The following is a 22754-nucleotide window of genomic DNA, read 5'->3' as shown; positions in this document are numbered from 1 at the left end:
GCGCGGCGATTGACAAAGCCGCGCCCGGGGGCTAGCCTTAAAGCGAAGCCGGTCCACACGCTGGGGAGGACACCCATGAAGGCCACGCCCAAAAAAGTTGTGATTTGCGGAGGGGTGAGAACCCCGATCGGACATCTGGGCAAAAGCCTGGCCGGGTTTCTTCCCGAAGACCTGATGGAAGCCGCGGTGCGCGGCGTTTTCCAAAAAACATCCCTGTATCCCCACGCCGTGGACGGCGTCCTGGTCGGTTGGGTGGGTCAAGGATCCCACGCCCCCAACATCGCCCGGGTGACCGCCTTGAAAGCCGGTCTGCCCGTCAAAGCCCACGCCTACACCGTTCAAGCCAACTGCGTTTCCAGTTTGGAAACCGTGGCCAGCGCCTATCGACACATCGTGATGGGCGAGGGCGATTTGTACCTGGCGGGCGGGACGGAGTCCATGTCCAATTTCCCCTACGCCATCCGGGGACCCCGGTCCCACAAAAAGCTTCGATCCCTGGAAACCGTCAAGGCGGAATGGGCCAACCTGTGGGGAGACCCGGAGATCGCCATCCGCGACACCACCGAAGAAGGCCTCACCGATCCCATTGAAAAAATCAACATGGCCGCCACGGCCGAAATCTGCGCCCAGATGTATTCAATCTCCCGGGCGGCTCAGGACAAATACGCTTTTGAAAGTTATCGCAAGGGATTGACCGGCGAGAAAACCGGGTTTTACGCCACCCACGTCGTCCCCATTGAACGGGGCGGTCAAACGGTGCTGGAAAAGGACGAATACCCGTTTTTGCGGGAGAGCCTGGTGGAAAAACCCAAAATGCTCGAAAAGGCCCCGACCATTTTTGACGGGCCGTCCTATTCCATCAAGGATTTTTATCGGGACAACGGGTCGTACATCCAAGGGAAGACCTACGAAGAAGGCCGAAGCGAAGGGACCGTGACGCTGTTCAACGCCTGCGCCCGATCGGACGGGGCGGCGGTCGTGATCGTGTGTTCGGAGGAGCGGGCCAAGGATTTGGGGCTCGAAATTTTGGCCGAAATTTATTCCTGGGGATTCTGGGGGACCAACCCGGCCTACATGGGCATCTCTCCGGTTTTCGCGACGAACATCGCCCTGGAGCGGGCGGAGTTGAAATTCGGGGAACTTTCCCACATCGAGCTGCACGAGGCCTTCGCGGCGACCTGTCTCTCCATTTTCCGGGTGGGCAAGGAAAAATTCAACCAGGACTGGGCGGCGGCCAACGAGTCGGGCGCCTTGAACCCCAACGGCGGGACCTTGGCCCTGGGGCATCCCTTGGCCGCGACGGGTGTGCGGCTTTTGCTCAATTTGCTTTATTCAATGAAATCCGACCCCAACGCCCGTTTCGGCCTCTCCACGGCTTGTGCTTCTGGCGGCCTGGGCGGGGCCATGATCCTCAAGAAATACGGCGTCTGAGGGTTCGCGTCCTTTATTCGACGGGGTTCGATCGCTTCGATCGAGCCTCGTCTTCTTTTTTAACGGATCCTACGGGCGCGGATGGAATTGGCGGTGGGCCCGTTTGAGGGCCTCGCGGTCGACGTGGGTGTAAATTTGCGTGGTGGAAATGTCGGCGTGCCCCAGCATTTCCTGCACGGACCGAAGATCGGCCCCGTTGGCCAGCAGGTGGGTGGCGAAGGAATGGCGCAAGACGTGGGGGCTGAGCGGCCGATGAACCCCCGCGGCGGCCGCCCACCGGCGAAGGTGTTGCCAAAAGGACACGCGCGTCAGGGGCCGTCCGGAAGGATGGGCGAACAAAAAGCCTCCGGGACCCACCGGCCGCTCCGACAGCAGGCCTTGGAGGGCGCCGATCGCCCTCCGGTTCATTGGGACGACGCGCTCTTTTCCCCCCTTTCCCCAGGCCCGCACATACCCCACTTCCAAATCCACCTGATCCCGCTTTAAAGAAACCATTTCACTGACGCGCAACCCCGTCGCGTAGAGAAGTTCCAGCATGGCCCGGAAGCGGCGGTCGCCGAAGCGGAGGGGCGAGGGCGTGTGGGACAGTAGACGACGCACTTCTTCTTCGGTCAAGACGTTGGGCAGGCGCTCGGGTTTTTTGGGTCCCGTGAGGGTGGCGGTGGGATCCCGGTCGGTGTGACCTTCCCGCTTCAGATAGCGGTGGAATTGTTTCAGGGCGCCGGCCAGGCGCAAGAGGCTGGCCGCTTTAAGTCCTTCGGTCCGGCGCGCCCAAAGGAATTCGGCCAGGGTTTCGGCGTTGACCGCCTCCAAAGGAAGGCGGTGTTCGTTCAAATACCGAAAATAGGCCTTCAGATCGGCCCCGTAGGCGGCCAGGGTGTTGGCCGCCAGCTTCCGCTCGACCCGCAGGTGGTCGAGGAACTCTTGAAGAAACGGCGGGAGCGCCGCGGCTTCTTCGGGCAAGGAGGGCCCCCTAGGCGCGAGCGGCTTTGGCGGCGCGGGCGGGCTCTTTCTCTTTGGTTTCCTTGACTTCTTTTTCGGCCGCCGGTTTGGCTTCCACGGCCGCGGCGCCGTCCCCGGGGAAAAACTTGGCCCGGATGGCCTTGTCGATCTCGTCGGCGATGTTTTTGTTCGCCTTCAGGAATTCCCGGGCGTTCTCGCGGCCCTGGCCGAGGCGTTCGTCTTTGTAAAGAATCCACGTGCCGGCTTTCTCCACGATGCCGGCGTTGACGCCCATGTCGATGAGGCTGTTTTCCCGGGAGATGCCCTCGCCGAAAAGCATGTCGAACTCCGCCTGCTGAAAGGGCGCCGCCACTTTGTTTTTGACGACTTTGACGCGGACGCGGTTGCCCACGACTTTGTCGCCCTGCTTGATGGATTCGACGCGGCGGATGTCCAGCCGCACCGAGGCGTAAAACTTGAGCGCCATGCCGCCGGTGGTCGTCTCGGGGTTGCCGTACATCACGCCGATCTTCATGCGCAGTTGGTTGATGAAGATGATGCAGGTCTTGGAACGGGCGATGTTGCTGGTCAATTTGCGAAGGGCCTGGCTCATGAGGCGGGCCTGGAGACCCACGTGGGAGTCCCCATTTCCCCTTCGATTTCCGCCCGGGGCACCAGGGCCGCCACGGAGTCCACCACAATGATGTCCACCGCGCCGCTTCGAATCAGCTGGTCCGCGATTTCCAGGGCCTGTTCGCCGGAATCCGGCTGGGAGATCAGGAGGTTGTCGATGTCGACGCCGAGCTTTTTGGCGTATTCCGGGTCCATGGCGTGTTCGGCGTCGATGTAGGCCGCGGTGCCGCCCAGTTTTTGGGCTTCGGCCACCACGTGAAGCGAAAGGGTCGTTTTGCCCGAGGATTCGGGACCGTAGATTTCCACCACGCGGCCCCGGGGAAGCCCGCCCACGCCCAGCACGATGTCCAAAGGCAGGGAACCGGTCGGAATGGCGTCCACCTTCACTTTGGCGGATTTTTCCCCCAACTTCATGATGGCTTCTTTCCCGTGCTGCTTTTCAATGGTGGAAAGGGCCAGTTGCAGGGCTTTAAATTTCTCGTCTTTGGTGCTGGTTTGGGACATTTGGATCCTCCGATGGGTTCGAAAGGAGATCGTAATACATCGTTTACGCGACTGTCAACAAAAACTATTCGTTTGTATAGTGGTTGGGTGTTTTGGAGGGTAGGGTCTGCGTCCGGGGACGCGGCGTTTAAAGAATCGCGGCGGAAATTCCCTTGGTCAGAAAAAAAGCGATGATGCCCGCCACCAGGTCGTCGGCCACCACGCCCCAACCGCCGGGAAGGCGCGACACCGCTCGGCCCCAGGGGCCTTTAAAAACGTCGAAGACGCGAAAGAAAAAGACGCCCATCAAAAAAGGAACGGTGGCCCGGGGCAAAAGAAGGCAGGCGGTCCAGACCCCGGCCACTTCATCGATGACGATGCGGGGGTCGTCCAGGGAGAGCCACTTTTCCGCCCAATGGCTTGTGACGACCGATACCACCAGAACGGCCGCAAAAAACGCCCACAAACGGGGGCCGCCGACAGGGGCGATCCAAAGCAGGGCGGCGCCGGCGAGGGTCCCCAGAAGACCGCCGCCTTTCCATTTTTTGTGGGAAACCAGGTGGTAGGGGGCCCACCCCAGAAAACCCACGGTCGCCACGGACAAAACGGCCCATTGGCCCCAGGAACGGCGGGGGCTCTCGGTCACGGATTTTCCTTCAACAAGGCCCAATGTTTGCGCAGGTAGCTCACACCCGTGACCAGCGAAAAGAGCGTGGCGCCGAAGGCCATCCAGAAAGGAACCCAATCCAGGACGCGGGCCGCGTCCCCGCGCCAACCGCCCCGGGCATAAAGACTTTCAATGGAATGCCCCCCGAAGCGCTCCAGTCCGGAGGCGACCAGGAGGGCGACCAGAATGGCGATAATGGCCGTGTTCTGAATCGAGGTTTTGAATTTCCCCCCGTCGTCCGCCCCCATGATTTGCCCCTGGCTGGCGGCCACGGCCCGCAGGCCGGTGAGGACGAATTCCCGACCCACGATGGCGACGATCATCCAGGCGGGGATGTGAAGGTCCCGGAGTTCGATGAAGGAAATGAAAGCCGCCGTGATGATCAGTTTGTCGGCCAGGGGGTCCAGGAACACCCCCAAGGGCGTGACCATGTTCCGCGTTCGGGCAATGTGGCCGTCGACCAAATCGGTGATGCCGGCGCCGACGAAGATCAGCAGAGCGCCGAGGCGCGCGTAGACGTTGTCCCAGGAGACGCACAAGAGGAAAAAAGGAACCGACGCCAGGCGCGCGACGGTGAGTTTGTTGGGCAGATTCATCGGGGCGCCCCCGCGCGAGGCTTGGATTTCGGCCGGGCCGGCGCGATTCGTTGGGCCGGAGCCGACAGAGTCCGCGCCGTTAAATGGATGTCCCGAACGCCGGTAACGCGGGCCCGGTGAAAGCCGGGAGCCGGCCATCGGTCGAGGAGCACGCCGCCGTCCACTTCCGGCGCCTGGTGCCGCGCCCGGGCCGTGGGCTGGCCGTCGGGGTCCCATTCCACCAAGACCTCGATGTCGGACCCGACGCGGGCCTTGTCCTTGGCGGTTTTGACCTTCCGGTGGGCGTCCAACAAACGCTGCCACCGTTCGCTGACGACTTCCGCCGGAACCTGTCCCGGCAGGTGGGCGGAGGGCGACCGGGACTCAAAGGAATAGGGGAACACGCCCACGTGCTCAAAGACGCCCGAGGCCACGAGGGATTCGGCTTTTCGAAAATCCGTTTCGGTTTCGCCGGGGAACCCGACGATGAAAGTCGTGCGGAGGGCCAGGGCGGGCACGCGTTTTAGAAGGCGGTCCAAAAGGGTTCGGGTCGCCCGTTCCCCCCCCTCCCGCGCCATGGCTTTAAGCACGGCGTCGGCGATGTGTTGAAGGGGCATGTCGAGATACCCGCAGAGTTTGGGTTCCTCCGCCAGGAGGTCGATGAGGCGGTCGTTCACTTCGGAGGGGTAGGCGTAAAGCAGTCGGAGCCAGGTCAAGTCGGGCCACCGTCGAAAATCCTGGAGCAGATCGGTCAGTCCAAAATGCGGGAGGTCGCGGCCGTAGTCGGTGGTGTCCTGGCTGATCAATACCAGTTCGCGAACGCCCCGATCCACCAACCCCCGGCCTTCGGCCAGAATGTCGGCGGCCGGTCGGCTTTTGAGATTGCCGCGCAATTGGGGGATGACGCAAAAGGTGCATCGGTGATTGCACCCTTCGGAAAGGCGCAGGTAGGCCGATTGCTGTCCGGGTCGGAGTGGGCGCGGAAGGGCGGCGTCGTGGTAGCCGTTGGGACCCCGGTCCGTCGCCGCGGCGGCGCCCCCGGGCAGGCCTTTTTTCAGCCGCCGCTTTTCATCGATCACGTCGGGAAGGCGGTGGAATTGTCCCGTGCCCAAAAGCGCGTCCACCCCCGGCCAGGATTTGCCGTTCAAGTATTGGGCGAAGCAACCGGTCATGACCAGAAAGGAACGGGGGGCGGCTTTGCGAATGCCGGCCAAGGTGTCGGCCGCCTCTTTTCGGGCGCTCTCCAGGAAGCCGCAGGTGTGAACGACGATCACCGAGGCGTTGGGCAGGTCCGCCGTCATTTCCCAGCCCTCTCGGGCCAGGCGCGACGACATGCTTTCGGCTTCCACCTGATTCTTGGCGCAGCCAAGAACGACGAAAGCCACCCGGCCGCGCGTCACTCGTGGGGGACCGGCGCGGGGGAGGTGGAGCGGAGGACGGGGGTCGTTGCGGTCGGGCGCGCGGCCGGCCGAACCGCCGGGGCCGAGAGCGTCAGGGTGGCGCGTTCCCCGTTGGTCCCCGGCCAGACCACTTCGCCGGGATTGGAACTGCTCGAAGTCGGAACGGCGCCGCCGTCCACGTCCATCACCACCCGGGAAAGATTGCCGGCGCGCAGCCGAAACAGGGATTGGAAGGTCCATCGCCGGGTCTCGCCCGCGTTCAACGTGCCTTCGAATTTGACGGCGTTGTCGGCCCACACCCGCAACCACACCAGATTTTGGGCTCGCACCGTGGCCGTGTGTTCAACGATGGGGAGGGTCGGGGCGGTGGTCGACGACGAGAGAACCGCGGGGAGGGGCTGGGTATCGTTGACGTTGTTGAGGTTCAACGGGCCCGGGCGCGGCCGTTCCTGCTGGGAGCGGTAGAAATAGAAACCCGCCAGAATCACCAACACCACGCCCAGCATCACGAAGGGCAGGCGAATTTGAAGGAGGGAACCGCCGCCGCCGGCGGCCTCCGGGACGGGTTCGGGGTTGGTGAAAGCCGGTTTGTCGGTCTGGCCCAGTTGTTGACGCAATTGGCGGAGGAGGTCTTTTCCGTCCAGACCGAGGAATTCGGCGTATTTCACAAGAAAGCCGTCCAGGAACACCCGGGCGGGCAGTTCCGTCCAGCGTTCTTCCTCCAGGGCTTTTAAGAATTTGGCTTGGATGCGCGTCGCGTCGGCGACGTCCTCGATGGTTTTATTGTTCTGCAGCCGTCGGTTGCGTAGCGACTGGCCGATGGTGCCGGGAGCGATGTCGGTCATGGGATTCCTTCGATTTATTTCAATGGCGCGTCGATCACGTCGGTTCCCGCCGGAGGAGAAAACCGAAAAGCGTCGGGGCTCAAAGGGACATTGATTTTAAAATTTTTAACGGTGGTCGTCGCGGTCACGCTTTTGGAGGACAATTCGGTTTTGATCGGAAGCCCCGACGCCAGGTCCACCCACACGCGAAGGTCGTAGGGGAAAGCGCGGTCCCCCCGGGGGGTCAACCGGAGAATCGGCGTTTTGGGATCGGGCGTTTCGAGCGCGATATCGTATTTGGCGCGAAGTTCCGTCGTTTCGAGACGGAAGGGCGACAGACCCTGGGGGAAGCCCGCGGACCGGGCCCAGTTGTCGACCGAATCCCGAAGCGCTTGCCCCCGGGCCGGGAGGTAAAACCAGAGGTCTTTCCCGTCGCAAACGACCGTTTGCGGTTGGGGTGATTTTTGTTCGAGGCGGAAGCGGTTGGGGCGTTCGAAGAGAGCGGCGCCTTTGGATTTGACCGTTTCGCCGGTGAGCGGGATCCGGGTCGTTTGAAGATAATCGAATTGGAGCCGCTGGATCTCGGTTTCAGCCCGTTGGAGCCGGGCCACGACCTCCTCGGCGGATTGGGCCCGCAGCGACGCGGCCGCGGCCGCGACCAGGAGGAGGGACAGCGCGGAGCGCCTCACGCGGACGCTCTCTCCGATTGGGTGGGCGTCGTGGGTTCTTCCGGCGGCGGCGGGGGCGCTCCGGGGATTCGGAAGTAATCGTCGATCTTGTCGAAATAGATTTCCCACTTGTTGGTGCCCTCGGGTTTGAAAATGAATCCTTTGACTTCCAGGAGCGACAAGACGTTGGTGGCCCGGGCGGAGGAGCCGAAGTGCGCTTTAAGGAGGTCCTGGGAAACGCGTTTCCGCTCGACCACCAGGCGGAGGGCTTCGTCCAATTGCTGGCGGGTTTCCGAATCTTCCTGGGCGGACTCGGCCGCGGCGATCTGGGCGAAGATGTCCACGTAGTCGGGGCCGCCCTGGCTCTTGCAGAAATTGACCACGGCCTCGACTTCTTTTTCGGAAACGAAAGCCCCTTGCAGGCGGATGGGTTGGGGCGCTCCCGCCGGGAGAAAGAGCATGTCGCCTTTCCCCACCAGGGATTCGGCTCCGGGCCCGTCCAAAATCACGCGGCTGTCGATTTGGGAGGCCACCCGCAAAGCAATGCGGGCCGGGAGGTTCGCTTTGATGACGCCCGTGATGACGTCCACCGAGGGCCGTTGGGTGGCGAGGACCAGGTGGATCCCCACGGCCCGGGCCATTTGGGCCAGGCGTTGGATGCAGTCTTCCACCTCTTTGGCGGAAATCAGCATCAAGTCGGCCAACTCGTCGATGACGACGATGATGTAAAACTCCGGCGGCAGGCCCTGGGCCCGGCGTTTTTCGTTGTAACCCTCAATGTTGCGGACGTTGGCCCGAGCGAATATTTCGTAGCGGTATTCCATCACTTTGACCATGCGCTGGAGCGCCTTGGCCGCTTCCTTGGGCAAGGTGATGACCTGGGCGGCATCGGGGCCCGTGCGCGGATCGTACAAGTGAGGCAGGCCGTCGTACACCGGCAATTCGAGCCGCTTGGGATCGATGAGGCAAAATTTGACCTGGTCGGGTTTGGCGCGCAACAAGACCGACATGATGAGCGTGTGGATCGCCACGGATTTTCCCGCCCCGGTGGCCCCGGCGACGAGGAGATGCGGCATGGGCGCCAAATCCGTGACGTGGGGCTCCCCGGAGCTGGTTTTTCCCAGGGCGACCGTGAGGGGCGACACGCTGTTTTGAAATCGGGCGTCGGCGATGATTTCCTTCAACGAGACGATCACGGATTCGGAATTGGGGATCTCCACCCCGACCGCTCCTTTGCCGGGGATGGGCGCCAGCACCCGCACCCGGGTGGCTTTCATGGCCAGGGCGATGTCGTCGGCCAAGTTGACGATGGAGCTGATCTTGACGCCCGGGGCGGGTTCCAAATCATAACGGGTAATAACGGGGCCCGGGTGAATGTCGGTGGTGCGGGCCTCGACCCCGAAATTGGCCAGGGTTTGCTCCAAAATTTTGGCTTTGGCCACCAAGGCGTCTTCCGCGGGCTGGCGGCCCTTGTTGTCGGGTTCGCTCAGGAGGCTGATCGGCGGCAATTGGTAGGGCGGGCGCGCCGCGGCGGCGGGGCCGGCGACGGCCACCGCGGGGGCGGGGGCGTGCCGCGGAGCGACCGGTTTGGCCGATTCACGGGCCGGCGTCGGGGCGGCCGGAGGCGGCGCGGCAACGACGGGGGTCGGCGTGTTTTTGACCACGGTCGGGGCCGGTCGGGGCTCGAGGGGGGCGGGCGCCATCGGGCGCGGCTTCACCACAGGATCTTTTTTCGCCGCGGTCTGCTGGCGCGCGGAGCGCCATTCGTTCACATCGTTTTTAAGTTGCGTCCACAACCATTCCACCACGGTCATCGGGGAGACGCGCATCAACCCGGCGGCGGCGAGTCCCATCGCCGTCAGGGACACGAGCCACGCCCCCGGAGGGCCAAAAAGGCGGACCAAAAATTCCTGCCCGGCCAACCCGACGACGCCGGCGGCATTTTGTTGGAAAGCCAATTGGGAAAAAAGGCTGACGAAAGAAAGGGCGGCCGCCTGGAACAACGCCCCCAGGACGATGCGCAACGTCGGTTGGGGCCAGGGGCGCCGCAGAGAAAATCGAAGCCCGACGTAGCCCGCCCACAAAGGCACAATAAACCGGCCCACGCCGAAGGCCGTGGCCAAGGCCGCTTTGATCGGTTTTCCCCCCAAACCCAAAGGGAACAACACGCAATACATCGCCAGAACCGAGGCGGTCATGAGGACGATGCCCGGCAAGGAGCCGCGGTTTTTCGTTTCCGAACGGCGGCGTCCGCGGGCGTTGGTTTTAAATCGGGCGTTCAGGGAAAAGGCCATGTCGGCTTATTTTACACACTTTTGAGGAGCGCGAAGAGGCCCAACCCGAGGCAATACAGGGCAAAGGGCCAGAGGCGCCGGGCGGCCAGAAACCGCATCAGGATTCGGAGCGAGAGCGTCCCCACGGCGAAGGAAACGAGAAAGCCCACCACCGCCGGAACGGGCGGCAAGGCGGCGATGTCCCGGGCGGTCAATAGCACCGCGCCGAAAATGGCCGGCATGGCCGCCAGAAAGCTAAAGCGGCCGGCGTCGTCCCAGCGCCAGCCCAAAACCAAGGCGAGGCCGATGGTGGAGGCGCTTCGGGACCAGCCCGGCCAGACGGCGGCCCCTTGGGCGAGACCGATCAGCACGGGGTGCCAAAGTGGAATATCCCGGAGGGAGAGGCCCCCTTCCCGCCGGCCCCGTCGTTCGCCGGCCAATAGAAACGCCGCGGTGATGAGAAACCCAACGCCAGCGGCCAAAAGCGACATCGATAAACGTTCCACGGTGTGCTTGAGCCCCAATCCGATGATCCCGGTCGGAACCGTGGCGATGAGAATTAAGAGAAGTCGCCGTCTCTCCAGGGCGCGGGGTTCGTCATCGACGCGGGAGGTCAATCCTTGAAAGAGGCGTCCGAGGTCGGAACGGAAAAAGAGCAACATGGAAAGAAGAGTTCCCGCGTGGAGGGCGACGTCCAGGGCGAGCGAGCCCTCGCCGAACGCCGCTTGAAACAGGGCGAGATGGCCGTCGGAGGAAACGGGAAGGAATTCGGTGAGGCCTTGCACCACACCGAGCAGGGCCGCGCGGAGGAGGGTCACGATTTAACCAGCACCCAGTAGGTTCGGTCCCGGGCCACGATGTCGATCTTGCCTTCGCGGGAAAGCCACCCCAGGGCCAAATACAACAAGGTTTGGGTCAATCGAAGGTCCGAGCGAATTTGAAGGGCGGAAGATTCGCCTTGGCGGGTGAGATATTCCAGCACGAGGCCGCCGGCCTGGCCGATTTCGTGATGCATCCCGGTCAGGCCGGTTCGAGGAGGAAGAGGTCTTGCCCCGCGGACACCGGTTTGCCGTTTTCCGCGGCGATCTTTTTAATCTTGCCGGGCTTGTCGGCGCGAATTTCGTTCATCACCTTCATGGCCTCGACGATGCACAGGACATCGCCGTAGGCCACGGCGTCCCCTTCTTTCACAAAGGCGGCGGCGTTGGGGGCGGGGGAGCGGTAAAACACCCCGGCCAAGGGCGACGTAATCGACAGCGCCGCCGGCGTCGGGGCGGCCGCGACCGAGGGGACCGGGGGCGGGGGCGCTTGAGCCGCCGCCAGCGCGGGGACCTGGGGAACGACGCCCCCCGGGGCGGGCCGGGCCAATTTTAAATAGAACCCGCCGTCGCGGATCTCCAATTCCAGGAGATCCCGCTCCCGCATGAGTTCGTAATAATGACGAAGCTCGTCGGGGCCCGGCAATCGAAGGCCGTTGGTGGGGGCGGGGCGTTCCGTCACGATTTATTCGTACCCGCGACCGCCGTGATCGTCGCTGCGGCGTTCCACGGGAGGGCGCGGAGGGGCCGGCGGGGCTCCACGATCGCCGCCGCGGTCTCCCCCGCGGTCGCCGCCGCGATACCCACCGCCGCCGCGCCGCTCAAAACGATCGCCGCCGCGTCCGCCGCCGCGTTCGTCGCGCCGGGGACCCCGGGGGGCGACTTCCAATTCCGAACCGGGTTTGATGACCGCCCGCCGCGAAAGGTTGACCCGGCCCATGTTGTCGATTTCCAGGACTTTGACTTCCAATTGGTCGCCCACTTTGACGACGTCTTCGACGCGTTCCACGCGGGTGACGTCCAATTGGGAGATGTGGCAGAGGCCGTCTTTGCCCGGGAAAATTTCGATGAACGCCCCGAGTTTCGGCATGATGCGAACGACGGTCCCTTTGTAAATTTTGCCCACTTCGGCTTCGGCGCTGTAGCCCTCGATCTGGCGTTTGGCGGTTTCCATGGACGCGCGATCAATGGCGGTGATGTAGACGGAACCGTCGTCTTCCACTTCCACCTGGGCGCCGGATTCGGCGATGATGCGGCGGATGTTTTTGCCGCCGGGGCCGATCAAAGCGCCGATCTTGTCCACGGGGATCTTCACGACTTCCATGCGCGGAGCGGTCGGGGCCAGGTCCGGGCGGGGTTCCGCCAGGGCTTGGGCCATTTTACCCAAGACGAAGAGGCGGGCGCGCTTGGCTTGTTCCAGGGCCTGTTTCATGATGTCAACGGAGATGCCCTCGATTTTGATGTCCATCTGAAGGGCGGTGACGCCCTCGGTGGTGCCGGCGACTTTGAAATCCATGTCGCCCAAATGGTCTTCCATGCCCATGATGTCGGTCAAGACGGCGGTGCGATCGCCCTCTTTCACCAAGCCCATGGCGATGCCGGCCACGGCGCGTTTCATCGGAACGCCGGCGTCAAAAAGCGCCAGGGAGCCGCCGCATACGGTGGCCATGGAGGAGGACCCGTTGGACTCCAAAATGTCCGAGACGACGCGCAGGGTGTACGGGAACTTTTCGGCGTCGGGCAGGAGGGGCGACAGCGCGCGTTTGGCCAGGGCGCCGTGACCGACTTCCCGGCGGCCGGGGCCGCGTTCGGCCTTGGGTTCGCCGGTGGAGAAGCCGGGGAAGTTGTAATGGAGCATGAAGCGCTCTTTGTATTCCCCTTCCAACTCGTCCATGATCTGCTGGTCGGCGGGGGATCCCAAGGTGGCCGTGGCCAGGGCCTGGGTTTGACCGCGGGTGAAGAGGGCGGAGCCGTGAACCCGGGGCAACACGCCGCTTTGAATCGAAATGGGCCGCACGTCCTCAAAACCGCGTCCGTCCGTCCGGCGTTTTTCGTCCAAGATGAGCCGACGGGCTTCTTCGTATTCGAGGGTGGCGAGCAAGGACGAGATGTCGCCGCCCTGTTCGGGGTATTCGGCGGCCAGGGATTCCTTGACGTTTTTGACGACGCCGTCGATGAAGGTTTCTCGGGCGGTTTTTTCCGCGATGCGCATGGCTTCGGCGAATTTGCCGCGGGCGAGGTCGTTGACTTTCTTGATGAGGCCCGCGTCGATCGCCGGAGCGGCCACGACCATCTTGGCTTTGCCGACCTTGTGGAACAGCTCGGTCTGCATGTCGCAAATTTTGTCGATTTCCTGTTGGGCCAGCGCCAAGGCTTCCAGGAGGAGCTCTTCGGAAAGTTCGTAGCTGCCGGATTCCACCATCAAGATGGAGCCTTTTTTGCCGGCCACGACCAGGTCCAAAACGCTCCGGTCCTGCTCGTCCAGGGTCGGGTTGAAAACGAACCGTTCATCGATGCGGGCGATGCGGACGGCCCCGATGGGGCCGTTCCAGGGCAGGGTGGACATGCCGAGTGCCACGGAGGCGCCCAAAATGGTCAGGATGTCCGTGTCGTGCATGCCGTCGTGGGAGAGCGCCAGGGCGGTGATTTGAACTTCCAAGCGCAGGAATTCCGGGAAGAGCGGCCGAATGGAGCGGTCGATCAGGCGGCTCGTCAAAATTTCGTTGTCGCGCGCTTTCCCTTCGCGCTTAAAGAACCCGCCGGGGATGCGTCCCGCGGCGTAAGTGCGTTCACGGTAATCGACGGTCAGCGGAAAAAAGTCGCGGTCTTCGCGGGGTTTGGTCCCGTTGGCGGCGGCGACGATCACCACGGTGTCGCCCATGCGGACCAGAGCGGCGCCGGCGGCCTGGCGGGCCACCCCGCCGACTTCGAAGGAAATTTTCTTGTCGCCCACTTGGATTTCGGGTCGTTCAACGTTGTTCATGGTAAAAGGACTCCTTTGGAGTGTAAAAAAAACGCGGAGCCCCTTGGACGGCCGGCGGGTTTTGCGTTGTTCGGAAGGGATCGGAACGCTCCACGATCATGGAGCCTTCGCATCCCTTGCGTGTGCAAAACAACCGGCGCGCCAAAAGGGCGCCGCGCTATTTTCGTAGGTTAAGTTCTTTGAGCAGTTCCACGTACCGCTTCGGTTCCGATTCCCGCAAGTGCGACAGGAGTCGACGCCGGTGGCCCACCATCATCAAAAGTCCGCGCCGAGAACCGTGGTCCTTGGGGGCCTTTTGAAAGTGGTCCATGAGGCCGTTGATGCGCTCGGTCAAAATCGCGATTTGGGCGGCCGGGTTACCCGTGTCTTTGGGGGTGGAACCGAATTTGGATACGAGGTCGTGTTTCTTTTCTTTTGTAATCATCGGGAGGATTCTAGCAAATGAGGGAAAATCCTGTAAAGGATTTTCTTGCTCACTCGGCGTTGAGGGATTCCCGCCAAAGACGGTCGAGGGTTGGGGCGTCGGGAACGGCGAGGCCGTAGGCGAGGGGAAGGGCGTCGTCCACTGTTTTCCCCTCCCGGAGAGAGGCGCAGAAACGGACGAACTGGTCCTTTGAAAATCGGCGCATCAAAAACCGCGTCACGCTCCCGGCCTGGGCGTACCAGAGGGAGACGGCGCGGCCTTGATCGCTCCCGGCGCCCTGATAGGTCGTTTTAAAAAAATCGGCCAGCGGCGGCGGATGGCTTTTGATCAAATACCGATCCCGTTGGTTCGAGTCGCCGTCCCCCCCGTAGTCCCATTCCATGAGCATGGCGACGCCTTCGTTGAGCCACAGGGGCGGGGTCGTGGATTGGGCGACGAAATATTGCATGAAGAAAAGATGCCCCATCTCGTGGGCCAAGGTGCGGTTCAATTCGCCCGAGGGGTAGCCGTAGATTTTTCGGTTTCGAAAATCAATGTGGGCGGCCGACCAGGCGGGCATGTGGGCGTGCGCGGCGTAGCTCTCGGCGTTCTTGTACAAATAGACGTCGATCCGCTCGGAATAGGCCCCGGGCGAGAAAACGCCCAGGTCGAGAAGCAGTTTGGCGTGCAACCCTTCCAGATCGTTGAGGATGCCGGCGGGGGCGAAGGTTTCCTCGTGGTGCAGGCGGAAGTGGGTGGAGGCGGTTTGAGCGCTCTCCGCAAAAACGCCGATGTCCTCGAGGCCGCCGAACCCCGCGCGCGCGTTCCCCGCCAGGCCGAGGACCGCGCCGATCGCCGCCACGATCCTCGCCGCGCGGTTCACGTGGGTTTTTCCGGGGCCAATTCGCGGTCTTGGCGGCGGCCCAGGGCGATTTGCGCCGTGACCGCGCCGATCAACGCCATGGCCATGTCCCACTGGGTGTCCCACACGTCGCCCTGGGTTCCCAAAAAGGCGTCGCCCGCGCTGCCCGTGGCCAACGAGACGCCCCACTCGATCAACTCGTAAAACGCGCTGATCGACAAGGCCACGCAGCCCACCAGAAAAAACAGCCAGCCGCCCGGTTTCAAGGGGGAGCGTCGGATCAGAATTTCCCGGGCGATGAGCGCCGGCACAAAGCCCTGGGCGAAGTGGCCCAGCCGGTCGTAGTGATTGCGGGCCAGGCCGAAAGCATCGCGGATCCAATCGAACAACGGAACTCGGGCGTAGGTGTAGCGACCGCCGATCATCAAAACCACCATGTGAAGGCCGATTAAAACAAGGAGCGTGGGGGTGAGCGGAAAGCGTCGACGAATGGCGACGAGAATCACCGCGCCCACCACGGCCGGGGCCACTTCCAGGAACCACGTGAATCGGTCAAAGGGTCGAAATCCGGACCAAAGAAAAACGACGGCGATACCGATCCAGAACACCGTCTTTCCGAAAACGCGGCGGGGCGTGGGTTCCATGCCCTTAGGATAAACCCAAACCCGTTTTTACGCCAGCCAGCCCGAGCGACCCACACGGGATCGGGCCCGGCGCTCGTCCTCACGCAATTGGCGGATCAGGTCCGCGCGGGACGGGAATTTTTTTTCCGGACGAAGGCGGCCGAGGAGGTCGACCGTCAGACGCTGCCCGTCCAATCGGCCGAGAAAATCAAACACGTGGACTTCGACGGTTTGCGGCCCGTCGGCCAACACGGTGGGGCGTCGGCCGATGTTCATCATTCCCCCGCGGCGCGTGCCGGAGGGCAGGGCGACGCCGACCGCGAAAGCGCCGGCCGGCAAAATCTTGTCCGGGGAGACCCGAAGGTTCGCCGTGGGATAGCCCAGTCCCCGGCCCCATCCCCGTCCGCGGACGACCTCCCCCGAAAGGGCAAAGGAATGACCGAGAAAGGCCGCCGCGTCGTCGGTTTTTCCCGCCCGAAGGCACCGCCGAATAAGCCCCGAGGACACCGTTTGTCCCCGGTGCGCCACGGGCCCCACGGAGTGGACCCGCAGGTTCCACCGACGGGCCAGGCGCTGAAGCGTCGCGAAATCCCCCTCCCGGCTCCGCCCGAAAGCGAAATTAAAGCCCACCACGCACTCCCGGGCCTTCCATCGCCCCCGAACGTAGTCCCGAAGGAATCGAACGGCGGACAAACGGGCCAAGGGCCGGCCAAAGGCCAGTCGTTCCACGTGATCCGCGCCGAAACGACGAAGCAGGAGGGCGCGCTCCTCGGGGGTGGTAATCAACGCGGGGGACGGCTCGGGATGGAAGAAAAGGCGGGGCGGACGGTCAAAGGCCACGGCCAACACCTCCCCGCGCAACGCGCGCGCCCGGGCCCGGGCCTTCGCCAGAAGAGCCTGGTGGCCCCGGTGAACGCCGTCGAAGGTCCCGAGGGTGAGGACGACGGGTTTCCCCATCAGTCGGGCAACCGTTCGATGGGAATGAACGATCGCTCGAAAACGGCGGGGTCCAGGGCGGCGCGGTCCACCCAGGGGTAGGCGTTGCGGCGTTCGTAGGTTCCGATGGACTCCCGGCAAAGGCGCGACAAAACGCCACCGGTGCCCAACCGTTTCCCCAAATCCCGGGCCAGGGCCCGAACGTAGAAGCCCTTGGCGCAATCCACCCGAAAGTCGATGTCGGGCGGGGCGTAGGCCAGAAAATTAATGGCGTGGACTTCGACGGATTTGGTCGGTTTCTCCACCGGGACGCCCTTGCGCGCCCAATGATACAAGGGTTTGCCGTTCACCTTGACCGCCGAAAACGTGGGGACTTCCTGGTCAAAAACGCCCTTGAACCGTTCGAGTTCCGAGCGCGCGTCGGTTTCGGAAACGTCGGCGGCCGAACGGGCGAACGTCCCCGCCAGGGGACGTCCGTCGGTGTCGTCGGTGTCCGTCGCGAACCCGAGCCGCACCGTGCCTTCGTAGACTTTGCGTTCCGCCATGAATCGATTTTGTTGTGTGCGGGCCTCTCCGACGACCAAGAGGAGAAGTCCCGTGGCCATGGGGTCGAGGGAGCCGCAGTGGCCGACCTCCGCGGTGTTGAGGACCCGCCGGGCCCAAAGCACCGCGTCGTGGGAGGTCGGACCCTTGGGTTTGTCGATGAGAAAGAGGCCGGAGAGGACCCGGCGGCTGAGCAGAGGGGGCATGTTATTTAAGCGTTTTGGCGAGGGCGTCCAGGAGCGTTTGGGTCGCCGACGGCAAGGGGACCGGGAGCGTGACGCCGGAGGCGTTTTTGTGGCCGCCGCCCCCCAGGGAAACCGCCAACCGGCACAGGTCCACCGCGCCTTTTCCGCGCAGGCTGGCTTTGGTGCCGCCGCCCGGCAACTCGCAGAGAAACACGGTGGCCGCCACGGAGGGCGGGAGGAGGCCGTAATTGACGATGTCTTCGGTGTCGTCTTCCCCGGCGCCGGTTTCGGCGAAATCTTTTTGGGACAGGGAGAGAACGGCCACCCGCTGGTCCAGTTCAAGTCGGAGGCCCGCTAGAGCCCGGGCCAGGAGGCGCAGGGCCGGCACCGAACGGGTGCCGTAGACGTGTCGGTGGACTTCGGCGACGTCCACGCCGCGTCGCAGAAGAAGGGCCGCCACCGCGTGGCTTTCGGGGGTGGTGCAACTGTGCTGAAAGCGGCCGGAATCCGTGACCAGCCCCACGTACAAGGCCGTGGCTTCGGCCCGGTTCAGCGTGTGACCGGCGCGCTCGAAGACGTAGGCCAGTTGTTCCGAGTTGGAGGAAGTGCGGGGGTTGATCAGATTGATGTGGCCGAAGCGGCTGTGGTGGGCGTGATGATCGATGTTGATGACGGTGGTCGCCTGGGTTTTCAAGTCGATGATGTTCCCCATTCGGTCGGGCCCCGAACACTCGAACACCACGGCGCAGTCAAAGCGGCCGGGAATTCGGGGGGCGGTGCGGATCGAGCGGACCCCGGCCAAAAAGTCGAACATCGCGGGCACGCCGCCGGTGTTGGCCACGGTCACTTTTTTGCCGGACCGCCGAAGGAATCCGGCCAAAGCCAATTCGGAGCCCACGGTGTCGCCGTCGGGCCGTTCGTGGCCGGTGAGAAAAAAAGTTTTGTGTTTTTTGACCGCCGCCAGGATTTGCCCGATGGCCTGTTGCGACGATCGTGGGATCGGCGGCAGGGGCATGGTCAGGTTTTTTTGCGCGGCGGACGTTCTTTCCCGGGTTTGGTCGCCGGAGCCGCGGCGGCGGGCGGCGGAGCGTGGAGGTGTTCGATGATTTCGTGCACGCGGGCGGCCCGTTCGGGCGTGGCGTCGAACTCGAAATGGAGTTCGGGAATGCGCTTCAGGCTTTCGAGCCGCCGCATGCGCCGCGTTAAATCCGTCCGCATGGCGTTCAGGAGATCCAGGCTCCGGGCCTTTTCGGCGTCGGTGCCCATGACGGAGAAATAAACGCGGGCCTGCTCCAAGTCCTCGGTGACGCTCACCCCGGTAAAGGTCACAAACCCCAGGTCCGGCGGCTGGTTCTCCAAAACGAAATTGGAGATTTCCCGCAGAAGCAGTTCGTTGACGCGTTCAATCCGACGTTGCCACATGGGGGGGACGCCCGGTCAGAGCTTTCGGGCCTGCTTTTCAATGACGTAGAACTCGATTTTGTCCCCCACCTTGACGTCCTGAAAGTTCGCCAGGGAGATGCCGCACTCGTAGCCCTTTTCCACGTCGCGGACGTCGTCTTTGAAGCGGCGGAGGCTGCCGATGGCGCCTTCAAAAACGATGGCGCCGTTGCGGACCAGACGCGCCCGGCCGGTCCGGGTGACTTTGCCGTCGGTCACCATGCACCCGGCGACGAAACCCACTTTGGGGGCCGTGAAGGTTTTACGGACGTCGGCCCAGCCGGTCGTCACTTCCTTTTCCTCGGGGTCCAGGAGGCCTTCCAAGCCGGCTTTGACGTCGTTGACCATGTCGTAGATGATTCGGTAGGTTTTGATTTCCACGCCTTCCCGCTGAGCCAGGGATTCGGAGGAGGGGTCGGGGCGGACGTTGAAGCCGAGAATCACGGCGTCGGAGGCGTCGGCCAGCACCACGTCGGAATTGGTGATGCCACCGATGCCGGCGTGGATCACGCGCACGGAAATTTCCGCCCCGTTTAATTTTTCCAGGGAGTCTCGGATGGCTTCGAGCGACCCCTGCACGTCGGCTTTAAGGACGATGGGCAGTTGTTTTACCTTGCCCGCCGCGGCCGCTTCGTGAAAGGCTTCCAGCGTCAAATGTTGCCGGGCGCGTCGGGCTTCCGCCGTGGCGATGCCCTGGCGTCGTTCGGCGATTTCCCGGGCTTCCCGGTCGCTGGGGAGGACGACCAACTTGTCGCCGGCCTGGGGCGTGCCGGACAATCCCAAAATTTCGACGGGATAGGCGGGCGGGGCGTCCTTGACCCGTTCGCCCTTGTCGTTGGTCAACGCGCGGATCTTGCCGGCCGTGACGCCGCACACGAAGGCGTCGCCCACCCGGAGGGTGCCCTTTTGAATCAGCACCGTGGCCACGGGGCCCCGGCGGGGGTCGAGCTTCGCCTCGACCACGATGCCCTGGGCGGGGCGGTTCGGGTTTGCCTTGAGGTCCAACAGCTCGGCTTCCAGAAGAATCATTTCCAATAGTTTGTCCAAATTCTTTTTGGCTTTGGCCGACACTTCCACCATGACCGTTTTTCCGCCCCAATCTTCCGGGGCGAGGTTGAGGTTCGCCAGTTCCTGCTTGATGCGCTGGGGGTTGGCCGTCGGAAGGTCGCACTTGTTGATGGCGACCACGATGGGCACGCCCGCGGCCCGGGCGTGGTTCAAGGCCTCCACGGTCTGCGGCATTACGCCGTCGTCGGCGGCCACCACCAAAATCACCAGGTCGGTCGCCTGGGCGCCGCGGGCCCGCATGGCGGTAAAGGCTTCGTGGCCGGGGGTGTCCAAAAAGGTCACCAACCCCTTGTCGGTTTTCACTTGATAGGCGCCGATGTGCTGGGTGATTCCCCCCGCTTCTTTTTCCGCCACCCGGGCGGAACGGATGGCGTCCAAGAGGGAGGTTTTCCCGTGATCGACGTGGCCCATGACGGTGACGACCGGCGGTCGGGGCAGCAGCGTGCTGGCGTCGTCCGCCACACTGAGGGCTTCATCGGCGTAGAGGGCCTTGATGTCCACGTCAAAATTGAAGGCGTCCGCCAAGAGCGTCACGGAGTCTTTGTCCAGGCGCTGATTGAGGTTGGCCATGACGCCGATCGTGATGAGTTTTTTCATCACGTCCGGAAGTTTGACGTTCATCTTTTCGGCCAGTTCCTTGACCGTGATGGATTCGGGAACGGAAATTTTGGTCCGGGGAACCGGCGGGGCCGCGGGTTTCACCGGGGCCGGCGCGGGGGTCGGGGGACGCACGGGTTCGGCCGGCTTGGGCGCCGGGGCCTGGGGCGCGCGGGTTTCGGGCGTCGCGGGGCGGGCGGCGGGGACCGGCGTTGCCTTGACGACGGGCGGCGCCACGGGCGCCGGGGTCACGGGTTTCGTCGGCGGCTTGGGAATCGTGACGGAAAGGGGTTTGGGCTCGGGCGATTTGACCGGGGCCGTCGGCGCTTCGAGGATCGGTTCTTTTTTGGCTTTGACGGCGACCGGGGCCGGAACGGCTTTCGGGGTTTCGGCGTCTTTTTTGGGGGCGCGTTTCGCCTTAACCGGTTTTTCCGCCGCGGGCTTCGCTTTTTTCTTGGCGTCGGGTTTTTTGGGAGCGCTTTTGGCGGCCGGTTTGGCGGCCGCGGTTTTCTTTTTGGCGTCGGTCATGGCGTTATTCGTCCTTGGCTCCGGCGGTCGGTTCGGATTCCGGCGCGGGCGCGGATTCGGGTGTTTCGGCCGGGGCCGTTTCGGCGGCGGCCTCGTTGGTCGCGGCGTCCACGGGAGCGGCCGCTTTGGCCTGCAAATACAATTTGGCGGACTCGATGATTTTTTCGGCCGTCTTCTCGCCCACGCCGGAGAGGGCCGTGAGGTCGTCCGGTTTGGCGTTGGCCAACCGTTCCATGTCCCCCCATCCGCCTTTTTGCAACACCTCGGCGGTTTTGGGGCCCACGCCTTCCAGCCGGGAGAGCTCGTCGATGCGGGCGGCGGCGGTGGCTTGGGATTCCTCTTTTTTTTGCAGTTCGGACCGGACGTCGATGTTCCACCCGGTGAGCTTGTTGGCGAGTCGCACGTTCTGTCCGGCCTTCCCGATGGCGAGCGACAATTGGTCGTTGGCCACCAGGGCTTCGGCGCGTTTTTCTTCCAGGTTGACGATGCGGACCGAGAGGGGTTTCACCGGCGACAGGGCGTTGGCGATGTAGGTCGTGACGTCCGGCGAAAAGGCCACCAGGTCGATGCGTTCGCCTTGAAGTTCGTTGATGATGGGACGGACCCGGGACCCCTTCACCCCGACGCAGGCGCCGATGGGGTCGACTTTCGGGTTGTTGCTGCGGACGACGACTTTGGAACGGAACCCCGCTTCCCGTACGACGTCCAGGACTTCGACGGTTTTCTCGTAAATTTCGGGAACTTCCTGCTCAAACAGGCGTTTCACGAAGTCCGGGTGCGCCCGGGACAAAATCACCTCGGGGCCGCGCGGTCCCTTTTCCACTTTTAGAATGAGGGCGCGGACGCGATCGCCGACCATCCAGTGTTCGCGGCGGACTTGCTCGCGCATGGGAATGACGCCTTCGTTGCGCCCCATGTCGACAATGAGGTTGCGGTTGGCGAAGCGATGGACGGTGCCGTTGATGAGAATGCCCTCTTTGGGCTTGTATTCGGAATAAAGGCTTTCCCGTTCGGTTTCTCGGATTTTTTGAATGAGCACCTGCTTGGCCGTTTGGGCGGCGATGCGGGCGAAATCTTCGGCTTCAACGGGGATTTTGAGTTCGGCCCCCTCGATGATCCCGGCGCGAACTTTCTTGGCTTCGGCGGCCGTGATCTCCACGGCGGGGTTCGTCACCGTTTCCACAATGGCTTTGACGACAAAGGCGCGAATCAGGCCCGACGAGGCGTCGATGGAGGCCTGGACGTTGACCTGTTGGCCCGCGTGTTTCCGGTAGGCGGACACCAGGGCCTGCTCAATCATTTTCAAAATTTCTTCTTTGGGAATCCCCTTGTCCTTCTCGATTTGCTCCAGAACGGGGATCAATTCGCTTTTGTTCATGTTGTTTTTTACCTTTTCCTAAGCGCCGACCGCGGGGTCGAGTTTTGCGCTGGCGATGTCATTAAGAGGCACTTTTACCAAACCGTTGGTGCGGTCCAATAAAATCAAATCGTCGTTTTCCACCCCGCGGAGAAGGCCGTGAAAGTTCCGCTGGTTGTTGATGGGGGCGAAGGTTTTGACAATGGCTTCCAGGCCCGTAAAACGCAGAAAATCGTCCCGTTTTCGAAGGGGCCGTTGGAGGCCGGGGCTTGAGACTTCCAAGGAATACTCCCCGTCGACCAGCCGCCGTTCCTCGACCAACGTCCCGAGGCGGTCGCTCCATTCGGCGCAATCGTCCAACGAAACGCCGCCCTCTTTGTCCAAGAAGAACCGGAGGACCCAACCGGTGGGTTCCCGTTGATACTGAACGGCGACCAATTCCACCCCGGCTTCTTTCAAAACCGGAGCCAAATTCTGCTCGATGTCTTCGGCGACGCCCATGGATTCCTTTAAAA

22 protein-coding genes and 1 pseudogene are annotated in these 22754 nt (G+C 63.1%); 1 reads left to right on the top strand and 22 read right to left on the bottom strand.

Annotated features, from left to right (window positions below; genetic code table 11):
- Positions 1-114: 114 nt before the first annotated feature.
- Positions 115-1431 (top strand): thiolase family protein, encoded by a 1317-nt coding sequence (locus tag IPP68_09335; protein ID MBL0350561.1) that lies wholly within the window; start codon positions 115-117, stop codon positions 1429-1431.
- Between the two features lie 69 nt (positions 1432-1500).
- Here IPP68_09335 and IPP68_09330 read toward each other — a convergent pair whose 3' ends face one another.
- The 22 genes and pseudogenes from IPP68_09330 to IPP68_09225 all read right to left on the bottom strand — a co-directional run bounded on the left by IPP68_09330 (position 1501) and on the right by IPP68_09225 (position 22740).
- Positions 1501-2394, bottom strand: coding sequence for a tyrosine recombinase XerD (locus IPP68_09330; protein ID MBL0350560.1), 894 nt, complete (start codon positions 2392-2394; stop codon positions 1501-1503).
- A 10-nt stretch (positions 2395-2404) separates the two neighbouring features.
- A pseudogene (gene recA, locus IPP68_09325) lies at positions 2405-3510 on the bottom strand (recombinase RecA).
- A 127-nt stretch (positions 3511-3637) separates the two neighbouring features.
- Positions 3638-4135: a phosphatidylglycerophosphatase A gene (locus IPP68_09320; GenBank protein ID MBL0350559.1), complete on the bottom strand. Its 498-nt coding sequence runs from the start codon at positions 4133-4135 to the stop codon at positions 3638-3640.
- Complete coding sequence (gene pgsA / locus IPP68_09315) at positions 4132-4752, bottom strand: CDP-diacylglycerol--glycerol-3-phosphate 3-phosphatidyltransferase (GenBank protein MBL0350558.1); 621 nt, start codon at positions 4750-4752, stop codon at positions 4132-4134. The genes IPP68_09320 and pgsA overlap by 4 nt, the downstream gene beginning before the upstream one ends.
- A complete protein-coding gene (rimO, locus tag IPP68_09310; protein MBL0350557.1) occupies positions 4749-6131 on the bottom strand; it encodes a 30S ribosomal protein S12 methylthiotransferase RimO in 1383 nt (460 codons plus the stop codon). The genes pgsA and rimO overlap by 4 nt, the downstream gene beginning before the upstream one ends.
- On the bottom strand, positions 6128-6976 hold the full coding sequence (locus IPP68_09305) for a helix-turn-helix domain-containing protein (GenBank protein MBL0350556.1): 849 nt from the start codon (positions 6974-6976) through the stop codon (positions 6128-6130). The genes rimO and IPP68_09305 overlap by 4 nt, the downstream gene beginning before the upstream one ends.
- A gap of 14 nt (positions 6977-6990) precedes the next feature.
- Positions 6991-7644 (bottom strand): outer membrane lipoprotein carrier protein LolA, encoded by a 654-nt coding sequence (locus IPP68_09300; protein MBL0350555.1) that lies wholly within the window; start codon positions 7642-7644, stop codon positions 6991-6993.
- Entirely contained in the window at positions 7641-9917 is a 2277-nt protein-coding gene (locus tag IPP68_09295) for a DNA translocase FtsK 4TM domain-containing protein (GenBank protein ID MBL0350554.1), read from the bottom strand. Before IPP68_09295 ends, IPP68_09300 begins: the two co-directional genes overlap by 4 nt.
- 11 nt (positions 9918-9928) lie before the next feature.
- Positions 9929-10714, bottom strand: a complete 786-nt coding sequence (locus IPP68_09290) for an undecaprenyl-diphosphate phosphatase (protein MBL0350553.1) — start codon at positions 10712-10714, stop codon at positions 9929-9931.
- The gene (locus tag IPP68_09285) at positions 10711-10911 is read right to left on the bottom strand and encodes a winged helix-turn-helix domain-containing protein (GenBank protein MBL0350552.1); all 201 of its coding nucleotides are present in this window, start codon (positions 10909-10911) and stop codon (positions 10711-10713) included. The genes IPP68_09290 and IPP68_09285 overlap by 4 nt, the downstream gene beginning before the upstream one ends.
- A gap of 5 nt (positions 10912-10916) precedes the next feature.
- Positions 10917-11321: a biotin carboxyl carrier domain-containing protein gene (locus IPP68_09280; GenBank protein MBL0350551.1), complete on the bottom strand. Its 405-nt coding sequence runs from the start codon at positions 11319-11321 to the stop codon at positions 10917-10919.
- Positions 11322-11399: 78 nt separating this feature from the next.
- Positions 11400-13697: a polyribonucleotide nucleotidyltransferase gene (gene pnp / locus IPP68_09275; GenBank protein ID MBL0350550.1), complete on the bottom strand. Its 2298-nt coding sequence runs from the start codon at positions 13695-13697 to the stop codon at positions 11400-11402.
- A gap of 157 nt (positions 13698-13854) precedes the next feature.
- Positions 13855-14121, bottom strand: a complete 267-nt coding sequence (gene rpsO, locus IPP68_09270) for a 30S ribosomal protein S15 (protein MBL0350549.1) — start codon at positions 14119-14121, stop codon at positions 13855-13857.
- Between the two features lie 49 nt (positions 14122-14170).
- Complete coding sequence (locus IPP68_09265) at positions 14171-14983, bottom strand: hypothetical protein (GenBank protein MBL0350548.1); 813 nt, start codon at positions 14981-14983, stop codon at positions 14171-14173.
- Complete coding sequence (locus IPP68_09260) at positions 14980-15606, bottom strand: DUF2238 domain-containing protein (GenBank protein ID MBL0350547.1); 627 nt, start codon at positions 15604-15606, stop codon at positions 14980-14982. Before IPP68_09260 ends, IPP68_09265 begins: the two co-directional genes overlap by 4 nt.
- A gap of 27 nt (positions 15607-15633) precedes the next feature.
- The gene (gene ribF, locus IPP68_09255) at positions 15634-16542 is read right to left on the bottom strand and encodes a riboflavin biosynthesis protein RibF (protein MBL0350546.1); all 909 of its coding nucleotides are present in this window, start codon (positions 16540-16542) and stop codon (positions 15634-15636) included.
- Positions 16542-17270 (bottom strand): tRNA pseudouridine(55) synthase TruB, encoded by a 729-nt coding sequence (truB, locus tag IPP68_09250; GenBank protein MBL0350545.1) that lies wholly within the window; start codon positions 17268-17270, stop codon positions 16542-16544. The genes ribF and truB overlap by 1 nt, the downstream gene beginning before the upstream one ends.
- Before the next feature lies 1 nt (position 17271).
- A complete protein-coding gene (locus IPP68_09245; GenBank protein MBL0350544.1) occupies positions 17272-18264 on the bottom strand; it encodes a bifunctional oligoribonuclease/PAP phosphatase NrnA in 993 nt (330 codons plus the stop codon).
- A 2-nt stretch (positions 18265-18266) separates the two neighbouring features.
- Positions 18267-18671, bottom strand: a complete 405-nt coding sequence (gene rbfA, locus IPP68_09240) for a 30S ribosome-binding factor RbfA (protein MBL0350543.1) — start codon at positions 18669-18671, stop codon at positions 18267-18269.
- A gap of 15 nt (positions 18672-18686) precedes the next feature.
- Positions 18687-20882, bottom strand: a complete 2196-nt coding sequence (gene infB, locus IPP68_09235; GenBank protein MBL0350542.1) for a translation initiation factor IF-2 — start codon at positions 20880-20882, stop codon at positions 18687-18689.
- Between the two features lie 4 nt (positions 20883-20886).
- Entirely contained in the window at positions 20887-22260 is a 1374-nt protein-coding gene (gene nusA, locus IPP68_09230) for a transcription termination/antitermination protein NusA (GenBank protein ID MBL0350541.1), read from the bottom strand.
- Between the two features lie 18 nt (positions 22261-22278).
- Entirely contained in the window at positions 22279-22740 is a 462-nt protein-coding gene (locus tag IPP68_09225; GenBank protein ID MBL0350540.1) for a ribosome maturation factor RimP, read from the bottom strand.
- Positions 22741-22754: the final 14 nt, after the last annotated feature.

Source organism: Elusimicrobiota bacterium (assembly GCA_016722575.1).
Taxonomy (GTDB): domain Bacteria; phylum Elusimicrobiota; class Elusimicrobia; order FEN-1173; family FEN-1173; genus JADKIY01.
This window is presented reverse-complemented; position numbering and strand designations above follow the sequence as displayed.